8 protein-coding genes are annotated in these 14,507 nt (G+C 36.1%); 4 read left to right on the top strand and 4 right to left on the bottom strand.

Going from position 1 to position 14,507, the window contains the following annotated elements; translation table 11 throughout:
• The first annotated feature begins 397 nt into the window (after positions 1-397).
• The 4 genes from BTO08_RS19240 (at position 398) to BTO08_RS19225 (ending at position 6,945) form a co-directional block, all read left to right on the top strand.
• Complete coding sequence (locus tag BTO08_RS19240; RefSeq protein WP_105062198.1) at positions 398-1,537, top strand: SIR2 family protein; 1,140 nt, start codon at positions 398-400, stop codon at positions 1,535-1,537.
• Positions 1,534-3,321, top strand: coding sequence for an ATP-binding protein (locus BTO08_RS19235; RefSeq protein ID WP_198038510.1), 1,788 nt, complete (start codon positions 1,534-1,536; stop codon positions 3,319-3,321). Before BTO08_RS19240 ends, BTO08_RS19235 begins: the two co-directional genes overlap by 4 nt.
• 785 nt (positions 3,322-4,106) lie before the next feature.
• On the top strand, positions 4,107-5,039 hold the full coding sequence (locus BTO08_RS19230) for a DUF4062 domain-containing protein (RefSeq protein WP_105062197.1): 933 nt from the start codon (positions 4,107-4,109) through the stop codon (positions 5,037-5,039).
• A gap of 469 nt (positions 5,040-5,508) precedes the next feature.
• Positions 5,509-6,945: a toll/interleukin-1 receptor domain-containing protein gene (locus BTO08_RS19225; protein WP_105062196.1), complete on the top strand. Its 1,437-nt coding sequence runs from the start codon at positions 5,509-5,511 to the stop codon at positions 6,943-6,945.
• Between the two features lie 955 nt (positions 6,946-7,900).
• Here BTO08_RS19225 and BTO08_RS19220 read toward each other — a convergent pair.
• The 4 genes from BTO08_RS19220 to BTO08_RS19205 all read right to left on the bottom strand — a co-directional run bounded on the left by BTO08_RS19220 (position 7,901) and on the right by BTO08_RS19205 (position 14,506).
• Positions 7,901-8,287, bottom strand: a complete 387-nt coding sequence (locus BTO08_RS19220; protein WP_105062195.1) for a DUF2306 domain-containing protein — start codon at positions 8,285-8,287, stop codon at positions 7,901-7,903.
• Between the two features lie 161 nt (positions 8,288-8,448).
• Positions 8,449-9,372, bottom strand: coding sequence for a DUF4434 domain-containing protein (locus BTO08_RS19215; protein WP_105062194.1), 924 nt, complete (start codon positions 9,370-9,372; stop codon positions 8,449-8,451).
• Positions 9,294-12,311, bottom strand: coding sequence for an NfrA family protein (locus BTO08_RS19210; protein ID WP_198038509.1), 3,018 nt, complete (start codon positions 12,309-12,311; stop codon positions 9,294-9,296). The genes BTO08_RS19215 and BTO08_RS19210 overlap by 79 nt, the downstream gene beginning before the upstream one ends.
• Positions 12,311-14,506, bottom strand: coding sequence for a glycosyl transferase family protein (locus BTO08_RS19205; RefSeq protein ID WP_105062192.1), 2,196 nt, complete (start codon positions 14,504-14,506; stop codon positions 12,311-12,313). Before BTO08_RS19205 ends, BTO08_RS19210 begins: the two co-directional genes overlap by 1 nt.
• Position 14,507: the final 1 nt, after the last annotated feature.

Genomic DNA, 14,507 nt, shown 5'->3' with positions numbered 1-14,507 from the left:
AATCGAATATTAGTTTATAAATTAAACTCCATAATTCATACCCAGAGATGACTAACTTGTTAGACATTTGCACTAACATTTTGTATTTTAATACTTGGTATCAATAACATTTAACTATCTACTATCGCTTATTGAATATATGACCCTAGTAGTTTTGATGCCTTTTTATTAGATTTAGTAAGAAACTAAAAATGAATCATCTAAATTACTTAATTGGCAAGGTTTAATTTAGTCAAATGTAGATATTTACCTTATTGGTAAAAGAGAAGACTAAACCACACAATTCGATACTTAAACTGTGGTATTTATAGGGAATTAATTTTTAACCCCATACCGTTAAATTCAAAAAATCACATATAAACAAGCTAAATAAAAAGTATTCTGAGTATTTGACCCTATGACGACTTCTAAAATCGAGCTAAACGACTTACACGACAAGAACATCAACTATCTGATAGGTGCAGGAGCATCAGCAGGTCTATTTCCAACCCTTGCTTTGGATATACACACAGAAGGTAAATACGAAACGATTGAAACTTTGGCTACCGAGTTCGATTCTATTGACGCTAAACACCTCAAAGCCTTGCTATTGATGTATTACTATGAAGAATGCATAAAGCCTGTTATTTCTGTTGATTTCACTGCCTTAGAAGACGATAAACAAATAGTCATCGATAATTATAAAAAATTCATGAAATTGAACCTTGAAATTCTTCATCGAAAACGGGGTTATGACAGAAAGATTAATTTCTTTACCACGAACTACGACTCCTGCCTAGCCTATGCAGCAGATGAACTCTACGAAGAAAAATCCATTCGATTTAACATCAACGATGGCTCTCGTGGTTTTCATAAGAAAATAGTAGAGGCTCGTAACTTCGATTGCATGACGACTGAATCAGGTATTTTCGACAGAAACAAAGAAGTACAACGACAAATCAATCTTATCCATCTTCACGGCTCTGCTTTCTGGCGTAAGCACAACGATTCTATCCTCGTAGATTACTCTTCTCCGGATAAAATTGTTTCTGAGTCATCAATCGACAGAATGTACTACGGTGACTTCAAAGAGATGCTAGAAAGTAGCTTTCACACAGTGGACCAGTTGTGTTCAATGATTATTGATGATGATAACAAAGCGGCATTCGAGAATATACAATATGACTTCTATCGGGAGTATAACCAGTTACCTATCGTTAACCCTACAAAATGGAAGTTCCACGAAACAGTATTTGAAGAACACTATTACCAGATGCTGCGTCACCTTAGTTATGAGTTAGAAAAGCCAAATAGCGTATTGATAGCCTTCGGGTTCTCATTTGCTGATGAGCATATCAGGAACTTGATTAAACGCTCTCTGACGAATCCTACTCTACAAGTATACATCTGTTGTTATAGAGAAACCATGATCCCTGAATTGCAGAAGTATTTTTCTGACTTCAATAATATTGAGTACGTTGTCCATGAAAAAGGTGAAGTATTAGATTTCTCTTACTTCAACTCTCACGTCCTAACACTTGGTGAGGATGACGCATGAGCATCTTCATTGGTGAGGTCACAGCGGTAAATGGCATTCAAATTACGTTGACCGTTGATGAAACATCGAACAAAGACACTATTTTCTATGAAGGTCAGCGATACAAAGGTATCTCTATCAGAGAGTACGTTTCAATTCAGCGTGGCTTCCGTGACATTGTATGTATTGTTGAGGGTGAGTACTTAGATGAAAGACGTTTCCAAGAGAATACGGATAAAATCGAGTACGTACGAAAAGTGCATGTTCGCCCTATTGGCTACATTGAAAATGGTAACTTCTTTGAAGGTATCAAGTTCTTACCGTTGATCCGTGATCCTGCCTTCCTGTTACCTGAGAAAGCCATAAAGACAGTATATTCATCTAGTACTGAATCAGACTTCTGCATTGGATCATTGTTAAAAGAAGGGATTGAGATATCTCTACCTTGGCAGAAGTTGTTTAATACTCACATTGGTATTTTTGGAAACACTGGTAGCGGTAAATCAAATACTCTAACGAAACTCTTCACTACTTTGTTCGATGAAAAGCATAAACAAATCAAATCTGTCAGTAAGTTTGTGCTGCTAGATTTCAATGGGGAGTACATCAAAGATCAAATCGTATCACTTGAACATAAGCACGCTATAGATCTAAATACGAATACAGCAGTCGATCAATTCCCGTTGGCAGAAGATGAATTCTGGAATGCGGAGACACTTTCAATTCTTTTCCAAGCCACTACCAATACACAGAAGCCGTTTATAAATAGAGTCCTGCAAGGACGCTCAAAGTATGGCTCTGGTCAACAGAGTGCTCTAAGTTACTTAAAGTACACGATTAAGTTCTGCTTCACTTCTACATCTCAAAAACCAGAAGTTCTTGATCTCCTCAAAAGCACTCTAAAGAACACTGATAGCATAGATCTCCTCAAAGATGTTAGTTGGCATGGGAGTAACTTTAAAATCCGTGTTGGGACTGATTTTAAATTCTTCAATAACGAAAGCCAATATAATCTCTACATCAAAAGTGCCGTTGATAGTATTCTGATTAATGACCTTGACGCATTTCAGGAATTTAAAATTCTATGCAAATTGAAGTTGATTAATGATTTGATGTACAACTTTGTTCAATTCGATCACATACAACCACTATTAAAACGTGCCGAGTCCTCGCTAGGAGGGTTATCCAAGGTAATCAAAGTTGAGTCTAGTGTTGCTGACGACGATAAGGCAATAACAGTCATTTCGCTGCGTAATTGCAATCAAGACGTAAAGAAGATCATTCCCCTTCTTGTAACGAAGCACTATTATAATTCTCACAAAAAACAGGTTAAGAAAAGCCCACCAGAAAAGACACTGCACCTAATCATTGATGAGGCACATAATATCCTTTCTCAACAATCAGTACGTGAACAGAGTAACTGGAAAGACTATCGTTTAGAATTGTTTGAAGAATTGATTAAGGAAGGTCGTAAGTTCGGTATTTTCCTGACGTTATCGAGTCAACGACCTGCGGATATCTCAGCAACGATTATGTCTCAATTGCATAATTTCTTTATCCATCGTTTAGTTAACGATCGTGATTTGTTCTTGTTAGATAACACCATTAGTACATTAGATTCTGTTTCTCGCTCTTTAATTCCGAACCTATCTAGAGGCTCTTGTATTATTACTGGTACTTCTTTTGATCTACCTATGTTGATTCAGGTAGACGAGTTAAACGATAACTGCAAACCAGATAGTAATGATGTTCATTTAGAGCAACTGTGGTTATCTTTAGAAGAAAGTTCCGAATCTATAAATTAATCCGGTTTAGTTTTCATCAAGAAAACTAACACGTTTTTTGCAATAGTGAGTTAGCTAAAGGCTAACTCACTATTAAGACGATCTGCAAGCCAAAAAATGGCGCAATTAAAAGCTGATAATTCTAGATTGCGAAATAAGATTGTTGAATTATAACCCGAATTAAGTCGTTATACAGAGATGAAACAAACTATTTCATCACTTGGATTACTACAGTCAGCTAAATCGTAGAGGCTGACATGTTCCCTGCACCTAAAAGTGTAACATTAATTTTAATAGTTAATATTTAAGTTTATGTGGGTAAACTTACTGCTTTTGATGATGATTTTTAAATCGATTGTATTTCATATATAATTTCACTCCGCCAAGTTTAGATTGGCTGAGAGGGAGTGGATTCCATACATCACGTTAGACTTTTTACTTATTCATATCGTTTTAGCGTGGTTTTGGATTAGTCATATTTCCTGTATATATAAAAAATTTAATGGCCTGTGTGATTTTATAGCATGATTTCTATTTTTAATAAGAAATATTTCTTGTTAAAAAAAGGAGTAAATCCATTACTTGTCGAAAATTATTCAATTTAATGTTTCAGTTTGTATTTAATAAGATTTATTAAATACATTTCTTACTTTTCACATCCTCTTACAAAGCGTTGAGCGTAAAAAACACTACAAATTATTGATATGTATAGATTATAATGAGTATGATAAGATATTTTATGAGTGTATTTTTGCGTAAAAGCAAAAATGCTAATGAATACACTTTTAACTCAATAAGGAAGTATCGTGGCCAAACCTAGAGTGTTTGTATCTTCTACATATTACGATTTAAAGCACATAAGAAATAGTTTGGAAGCTTTTATAGATGGCTTAGGATATGAATCTGTTTTATATGAAGAGGGTGATATTCCATTTCACCATGATTCTTCTTTAGATGTTTCATGTTATGAGGAAATAAAAAACTGCCATATTTTGGTGCTAATAATTGGAGGTCGGTATGGTAGTCCAGCTTCAGAGCAAGAAGAAAACCCAAAAGAAAAGTTAGACTTTTATAACTCTGTTACTAAAAAAGAATACGAAACAGCTAGGAAAAATGACATTCCTATTTATGTATTTATTGATAAAAATGTGCATTCTGAATATCACACATTTAAAAAGAATAGAAATAATAAAGATATTGAGTATGCTCATGTAGATGACGTAAATATTTTCAAATTGATTGATGATATTTATGCCCAAAAGAGAAACAACTTGATTAAAGATTTTGAGAAATTTGATGATATATCTTGTTGGTTAAGAGATCAATGGGCAGGATTGTTTGCGGACTTTCTTAGTAAGAAAAACCAAGATAAGGATCTGGCAGACCTTTCTACACAAATTTCGGGTTTGAAAGATCTAAACTCTGTTTTAAAAGAGTATACCGAGTCTATTATGGAAAAACTTCAACCGGAAAATTTCCAGCATATAATAAACTCTTCGAACAGGGCATTAAAAGAAAAGACTATTTCCCAGTTTGAAAAACACGACATGATTGATTATATCTTGAAGAAATCACCAAAAGGTGTAGGTTTACATAAGCTTTATGAATCATTTGTTAAGTCTAATTCTGTAGGAGATATGCTTTCTAGGCTTAATTTTGATTCTGAATTTATTAAAGATATGTCAGCTCATGAGTTTGTAAAGAGAGATTTCGAACATTTGAAGCGAGAATTGAGTTAACAAGTAGCTTAAACGAAACGGACAAAAAACAGCTGGCTTTTGCTTGTTCCTCGCTAATTTTAGCCAGCTATTTTATTGCAGCCTAGCCAAGCGTTACCCTTTCTTTTCTTAATACTATCAGCGTAAAGTAGCAAATTGCTTGGCACGGTTTCGTACACATTCAAGCTAGCTTTCATGGCTAGCTCAAATTTTCCCCGTTTCGTGCTGGCGAAAGTCAACGTCATCATTCTCATATCGAGAGCTTTCCATAGATTTTCTAATGTTAGCCGTAAGGTGTGTAGGAATATCTATTTTTGTCGTATTTTCTGATTCGCGCTTTTGATGAACCTCATGATATCCTTGAAAAAGCACGCATTAAATCTAGAGTTCAGTGTTCATTGTATGCATGAAAAGTCCCAAATCTGGGTATTTATATACCCCACTTTGGAATCCAATAAATTGTTATAACTAATCAGTAAGGAACGAAGAATTGTGTAATCCGAAGTTATTTATATCTTACAGTTGGTCAAATCACGATCACGAACAACTTGTTCTTCAAATTGCAGCCGAGCTGACAGAATCTGGTGTAGATGTCATTTTAGACAAGTGGGATCTAAAGGAAGGTCATGACGCTTATGCTTTCATGGAAAAGATGGTAACTGACCCAGAAATTAATAAAGTCGCAATAATCTCAGATAAGACTTATGCAGAAAAAGCTGATGTAAGAAGTGGCGGCGTGGGCACTGAGACACAAATTATTTCCCGTGAAGTATATGAACAGCAAGAACAAAATAAGTTCGTCGTTGTCGTTACAGAGAGAGATGAAAACGGTAAGGCACACTTGCCAACTTACTATAAGTCCAGAATTTATATTGATCTCAGCGAACCGGATGGATACGCAGATAATTTTGAAAAATTACTAAGATGGATTTACAACAAGCCACTTTATGTAAAGCCTGAAATTGGGAAGAAGCCCTGTTTTTTAGAAGAAAATGAGTCTGTTTCACTTGGCACCTCATCTGCATTTAAGCGTGCGGTAGACGCCATAAAGAATGATAAATCTACAGCTTCTGGCTGCTTCGATGAGTACTTGACCTTATTCTCGGAAAATCTTGAGCGTTTTCGTGTTCATGGCGTAGAGGGTGAAATTGATGATGCGATCGTATCAAACCTAGAATTATTTATACCTGCTAGAAACGAGTATATTCAACTATTGATAGCTGTCGCTCAATACAAACCATTACCTGATTTTGCTGAACGAATTCACCGTTTTATTGAAAGCCTAATACCATATATGGAAAGGCCAGAGCATATATCTTCCTGTAATAGCTGGGAATTCGATAACTATAAATTTATAGTTCACGAGATTTTTCTATATACGCTTGCTGTTTTTCTAAAGTACGAACGTTTTGAGCTGGCTGCACCATTGTTATTGCAACAGTATTTTGTTGGTGGTCGTTCCGAATATGGTAGAGATACCATGATTGACTTCCAAAATATCCGTCAGCATATGAAGTCGCTTGAGTATAGGAATTTGCGGTTAGGAACAAGAAGATTGTCACTGCGAGCAGACCTGTTAAAAGAGCGGTGTCATGGAACTGGTTTGGACTTTAGGTTTTTAATGCAAGCTGACTTTGTCGCTTTTATGCGTGCTGATATATCTGCAAGCGATGTCTATAGCCGTTGGTGGCCTGAAACACTTCTTTATTTAGGTCATTATGGTAGTTCCTTTGAAATATTTGCTCGCGCAAAGTCAAAAAGATACTTTGATAGAGTTAAATCCCTCCTAGGTATTGAGTCACCTAGTGATTTGTCTGAGCTTTTAGAGTCTTACAAACAAGACCGCAGAAAGCTACCAAGTTGGGAGTTTGAGTCTTTTAGTCCTTCCACTTTGCTGGGTTACGAAAGCTTAGGAACATTACCGTAAAGGTATAACAAGACGCTGCGCTCCAAATTTACCGAAGAGCGCGGCATTATGTTTAACAGTAAGTTTATGCGAATAGCGCATCTTAGATGCAGCAAATCTAACTTATTTCTGTCCAGAAAAATGTCACACGTCCACATAAGCATAAAGTGGCTTCATGACACAGCGAAATGTAACACCCTATTGAACATAATTTTACTTAGTTCATGAAGTAGTGTTGAGATAAAGTGCCGAAAACAGCTTCATAAGCATTGATTCATGAACCTGCTATTGCTGGTATAATGGGATGTTTCTTGATAAAGCCTCATTATACAGGACTTGAGCCAACCCAACCGACCATGAACAACCTATTCAATTCATATAAGTTAAATAGGATGTATAGATTATTATCTGTCATCTAACCCAAACTATGGTGTCACATGTATTGCTCTACTCTTCTGATTTATTGATATTTTTTGTTTGTTACAGGGTCATTTAACAGTATTGCTTATTTACCATAAAATAGGTAATTACCATTAATAATTCTTGTTCTGCGAACGCTATGCATTCTTGAACAAGGATTATTTGGAATTACCATGGTAAACCAACAAATGCCTCTGTTTAAATTACTGAGCGATTTCAATCACTATATGGATATGGCTTAGACAAACTTACATATTTCAAGAAACGAATATCTATTGCATGTCATGACCGATGAAATGCAATATCTGCAAGATCTAAACAAGCCAGCCATATCAGTAAATCAAAGAGCTTTCGTCGATGCTTTTTACTAGATAGCATGTTCGTTATAGCAAGCCCGCAGTTCGATTGCTTCCTATCAACAGTGTTTTCCATACATTGCTTGCAGCGAACAAATCTGTGTGTAGTTGGGTTTGCACGAATATCTCATATGCTATCGTTGGCTTCTTCACTTACATGCATCGACTCCAACACCTTGTTATATTGCTTTCTAAGTAGCCTAAACAAAAAGCCAAGTATGTAATAATCTTCCTGGCGTGAAAGCAAACGTCCCTGCAATTAATATTGCCGATACGTATAAAATAATCATGCTATTACGGTGTTTTTTCACATTGTTTTTTTTGATAGCAATGAATGCTTCTGGGACTGTATATAACGTAATAAGGCTAAGGATATGTATATAGCCAAAGTGATAAAATATAAAACCCCCAACCTGAGCTGGAATAAACAATGTTGATATTGCCGTTAATAACATCAACACCATATATAATCTGCCAAGGATCTTATGATTTTTAGTCCCTTTTCGTTTAATGAGTAAATAAGTTCCAATGACAAAAGCGAGAACGACTGTAACTAAATGAAAATACACTAAATCCAGATATTCCACATCAAAATCCATTTCAACTTGAGATTTTATAAAAATAACAACTTTACGTTATCTCTCATATTGATATATGTATTTTTTGAGAAAAGCCCTAAAGAAAATCACTACTACTTTTCAGGCAGTTACATTTAATTTGAGGCTTTACTGTTAATAAATGGATGAACTTACTTTTCGCCAACCAATTTTAATGGATTGGAATTGCTCGGTAAGTAACGTAACGAAAACATGGTGTTTGGATGGCATGTTTCTTCATTCAAAATGCTGTCGAATTTTTCTTTACTTACACGATCGGCTTTGAAACTTTTAGCCGCTTTATCTTGCACGAAGATTTCGCGGATAATACCTACATTACAGCCTAAGTCATCTAAGTAAGCATGGCGTTCATCTGTCGATAATGCTTGTGTTCCCGCACCATCTTGTACGTAGACAATTAAACCTAAGTTGGTAAGTTGATCTGTCCATTGTTTTATCTGGCTTTGAGGTAATTGGCCTGATAAGTAAAGACTGATCATTAATGGTTCGTCATACTGTTTTATTTGCTGCTTTAGGATGTTTGCCAGTTGTTCCCTTTGTGCTGGTGTTTTGAAATCGTAATCTGATAGCTCTAATGGCAAATATAAACCTTTTACTTTGTTTGAGTGTATTTTTAGCCACGTTTTCCACTGCACGTATGATTTATGCAGTTTGTTAAAGTACTCTGTTAAATACACTTTTTGCTCAGTAGTATTGGTATGTATCTCACGGAAATAATTAGGATCGGAATATAATCCGACCCATAGTTTTATATTGTGATCTTGCAACACTTCCATACGCTGCGCTAACCAGCCGTGAGACTCTCCAAAAGCTTCGTTACCATATTGCGTCCATTGAATGACGACATTTTTTATACCTATATCACTGACTTCTTTACCAAAACCTTTCCATTGTTGTTGTGAAATATCACGATCTTGGTTAAGTGGTTGATAAAAAACACCAAGATCGTGGTTATCTACCTTTTGCTTACAACTAGTTAAAAGGATAAGGAAAAACGCAGTAAAACAGCATCGTCTGACTTGTTTATTTGTGAACTTTGTAGTGTATGTTGCCATTCAAGACCTACTTCTGAATCTACGTCTAACCCATTGTATTTGGTGTTATGTGATTTCCAGTTCCAACTCGCTCCTAAGCCTGCAACGGTAGATGTGTTTTCACTATCGTCAGCCCATTGTATAAATGTATATGGCGTAAGTCTTTGTTGGTAATCATTTTCCATCTTGAATGTTTGACCAATTTCGTAACGCCCAAACAAAATATAGTCTGCTGTATTATCTAGATATAACAGTCCATCAGCGTAAACGTTCTGATATAACCAATGATTGAGATCAGGCTTCCATTCTTTTGACCATTTATCGTTTGAAAGTACGTTTGAACTAACACGTACATAAGGTCGTGTTTTATGGTTATCACCGCTCACTCGTTGACGTACACCTGCTTTTAAGTAGGTCTCATGTCTTGCTATGGGTTGAACTTGATACGATAAATCCAAGTCTGTGGTATTGCCTGATGATATATGAGCAAATCCCCCATTACTTAATGCTGCGATAGAGACTGCGCTGCGTGGTAGCCACGGATGTTCAAAATAGTATTTCGCTTCACCGTATAAGAAGTAGTTCCCCGTACCACTAGATACTCCAGGCATTGCTTGTTGCTGATCTGTCCCAATCCAACCCGCAACATTATATTTCCAGCCTAAATTGATGTTTTTATGTGAGCTTTGTAAGTAATTAATCAATTTCTTGTCTGGTGCTGGGCTAGTTAGTTCCTGATCAATAGCAGCTTTATATAGCTGTGATGAAAGTTCTGTATCACCGTTTTTATTCGCGATATCAGCATATTGTGCAGTCATATTGACATCTTTTTTATATTTCAGATGTTGATATGCATTAGCAAACGCCTGCTGTGCTAACTCTGGGTCTTTTTTATGAGTTTGGTAGCCTAATAGCGCACTCGCGTTACCTGTTTTGTCGCTTTCAAACAATTTTTTTGCTAAGTCGGTATCGTTATTTTTTGCTATGTATTCAGCAAGATCTTTGGTTAATTCCGATGACTGCGTGTGATCTATCCCTTGCTCTATACGTGATATTACCGCGGCTTTATCATCCATTTTTTCTGCAATATCAATGCCTAGTTGCCACCACTGTTCATTCTGTTTATCAAAGTTTGATTCTAACCAGTCCTGATTTGCACGCTTTGTTTGACCTAATTCATTCATCGTTTCTATATATAAATAACGTGAGTATGGCGGTAGTTTTTTAAGATCTGACGTATTACGTACAACATTATGCCAGTATGTTGCACTCACCTTATAAGCTTTTGCTTTAGCGAACCATTGCCCTAAAACTAATGATTGTTGAACTGTCGGAGAGTGTTTTATTGTTGCTTGGTACTGCTCAGCCGCTTTCAATGGATCACTATTAACCACACAATACGCGATCGCTTGGTTTAAATAGTCATTGTTTGTTACTAAGCCATCAACCATCTTACATTGATGCTGTAACTGCCAAACTTCAGGTGACAATGTCACTTTATTTCTGTTTGCATCCGCAATGATTTGCGGGGTAAACAATGTAATATCACGCTGAGCAATATCTATGATGTTATTAACGATTTTACGATCGGCCAATAGTTTTTGTTTATTTGTTTGTAATCCGTATTTAATCATTGATGCAGCGAGTTTATCCCCATTTGAAGATTGTAAAGCATTAAACACCGCATGAACTAAATCAGAGTTATGGTGATCTTTTTTGTAAATCTGAAAAGATACTTTGGCTGATTTACTGTATTTTTTTTCTTTTGAATAGGCATACGCAAGTTCTCTGCCAAATGACTCCCGATGGTCGTTATCTTTTAATAAATTGATTATATTCGACCATGCTCGTTGATTCTTGTAGTGTGTTAATAACACCACTGTTTTCAATTTTTCAGCACTATTCTTCTTAAAGTCAATTTGTTCAATTTGACTATATAAACTTAATTTATCAGCAAGTTTGATCCACATTGTTGAGTCTATCTGTGGGTCACATTGCTTCAATTTCATTTTAGCCTGTGTGATATTATCTTCAGATATACCATTCATTGCTTGTTTCAAACAAGGCGTCATTTCGGCAAATTCATTAATGACTTGTTCGTCTAATGAATTTAAGTAATCTCGTTGCTTAATTAACTCACCAGAAAGCTCATTATTGTCATATAAACGATTTAGTTCTTTTCGTGCTTTTTTATATTGGTATGTCGCCAATAAATGTTCAATATATTGGTTGTAAAACTCTTGCTGATCAGTAAGTGAAATAAGTTTAGACGCATAAGTCAGCGCCTTTATCTCATTACCATTCATTAATGTAGTAAGAGCTAGATATTTTAAATCCGTCTGATTACTCGAGTGTGATTGATAAATTGAATCAAGTATTAGTTGTGCTTCGACATACTTCTTGTCTGAATATAAATGATAAGCTTCATAGCGAAGCGTTATTAACGATTTATATTTTTCTGGCTTATTATATGACCATTGTAGTGCTTTGGTTGAACCATACTTCTTGTCTAAGTTGTATAGATTATTAGCAAACAAACTCTGCATTTGTGTTGTTGTTAGCGTGTCAGCAATTTTTTTCAACTGTTCCTGCGTGTAAAACTCGCCATTTTTTGCGTTATTCAACCATAAATTGAGAATGTCATTGCCCCTCTCATTCTTTGGTATTTGGGTTAAATATTTTAGTTGCGTTTCAATCGGCTTACCGGCACTTACAGCTAACTGATAAGCAAATTTTAAAAAAGGAACATGGTTCGGCACAATAATTAGTGCGTGATCAACTTCTTCCAATGCTGCATTGTATTGTTTGTTTTTTTGTTCCTGATACGCCTTATCAATATACGGATAAGTGCGAAAATGCTCTGAATCTGTAAGATGCGCAAAAATGTTAGCTGTCGCATGTACATTGACACTCATAAATGCACAAGCCATAGCGATTGATGTTCTTTTGAAGTTATTCATTAGTACTGTTTGCATTCATTAATAAGGTGATTAACATTCATTTGCTGTGAAACTTGAAGCTCCAATGCTTTGTCTATGGCTTCTTTTGTCACGTAATGGTGCTTAATTAAAAATGCACCAAAACTTTGCTCATGTTCTTTTTCATAAGCAAGGATTGCCTGATTCAGCACCGCCGACTCTATTTGTCTACTCATTAACAAGCACTGACCTAGTTGACTCTGTGTTGCAAAGTATTGATCTATCAAGGTGTTGTAAGCCTCTTGGGTAAGACTTTTCTTACCAACGGTTTCTTCAATCACTTTATGAGGGTTAATCTCTTTTTGTTCTAAATACCAGTAGCGTAAACCTAATGTCACGGCACCATTAGTAGTAATCACTGATTTTACGGGGCACTTTAATCGCCTTTCTATCGTTGCTAACGCTACAGGGCTTAATGGCATTTCTTTACCTAGCACGAGCATCTCACCATCTTTTCGTAGTGGCAGTACCGAGTACTTTAATGCCAGTTTTTTAGGTAACAATTCAATAAGTGCAGGATCTAAATCAAACGGATCACAGTGTTCAAATTCAGATTCAAATTGTTCAGCAATTGCTTTACTTAAATCATCATTACTCACAATACCTTGCTCAACTAAGTAAGACCCGAGTAAGCGGTCTTTTGGCATATTGATTAATACACTATTCAGCATTTCTTCCGAAATTTTCTTGTTTTCTTTTAAGATCTCTCCAATCGGTTTTTTTCGCACTTCATCTTGAATGCTTGGAAAATGGTGGGTGGTTTTATCCCACGCAACACGCCTTGCATCACCTTGCTGAATGACTTGTCGAATTGCACGAACGTTTGCTGCAAAGTTAATAACGGTTCCCCAACATAAACGTAGTAGTGATAGTACGCCTTCTAAATAGCCATAGTATTGGCTTACAAAGAAAAAACGTTGGAATAAACGGTTGATTAACAATAAGGTATTAATCACTAAAAGAATGTGAGTAGTCCTATCGTTAGCGATTATAGATAAAAAATGGTAGCCATCTTTCACAAGGTAGGAATAAATTGTTAACCCTACTAATTGTAGAAAGATAAGCATAGATAGAAAGCCTATCGTATTGTTAATAAAGCCTCTTCTGTCACGCCATAAAAAGTAATTTAACTTCCAGTCGCTCGTCCATTTGGTGTTTTTAAAACCTTGGAAAACGATACCAATAATCCACCGACTTTTTTGACGGACTGCTGTACTAAATGTTGTAGGGAAATACTCTCGCACACAGACCACGTTACCGTCATGCAGTGATACCCCAAAAGAGTCTTCTTTGAGTGTTGCTTGGTCTTTATCAATAATAGGAAAACGTACAAAGATTTCGTTCATTCCCCATTGTTTAAGCCGTAAACCAATATCGTAGTCTTCCGTTAATGATTGAACATCAAACGGTAAACCATCACCTGCCACTAATAGTTTTAAAATCGCTTTACGGCTAAAACATGTACCTACACCAGCACTGGGTACTTGTCCTGCTATTGCTTCTCGGACAACAACATCTTTACCATGTAATTCAGCGAATTCATCAGCATAGTGGCCCGGTGTCATTTGATACCATTTACGGGTATAAGGATAAACAGGTAACTGAATCAGATCTTTTTCAGGCAATAAGTAGTTGTAAAGGCGAAGTTCCATTGGTGAAACAATGTCTTCTGAATCATGAAGAATAAAACCTGAAAATTCGATTTTTGCTTTTTTCTCAAACTCTATAATTGATGAAATAATGTTGTTTAAGCAATCTGCTTTACTGGTTGGTCCCGGACGAGCACACACCACTTTATGTACGTTAGGAAAACGCGCACAAACACGATCAACATCAGCTTGGGTTTCAGGATCGTTAGGATAAGTACCAACAAAAATTTGATAGTTTTCATAATCTAAGCGAGATGCTGCCAGCTCTGCCATTTTATCGATTACGCCAAACTCTTGCCATGCTGGTACCATGATCGCTAATGGCTGCTCTTCTTTTTGATAAAGATCATCAACATTTTTACGTGAGTATCTTTTATAAACGGTGCCCTTTCGCCAAAAATGGCGTATCCAATAGTAGAGATCGATGAACAAGTCATCGATACCACAAATACATAAAATCACCATGGTCACGAACAGTACAACGCGTAAGCCATATAAGTAATAGAGAAAATAATCGAACATATCCATG

It is taken from the genome of Photobacterium angustum (genome assembly GCF_002954615.1).
GTDB lineage: Bacteria > Pseudomonadota > Gammaproteobacteria > Enterobacterales > Vibrionaceae > Photobacterium > Photobacterium angustum_A.
Note: the sequence above shows the minus strand (reverse complement) of the source record. Positions and strands in the feature narration are given on the sequence as shown.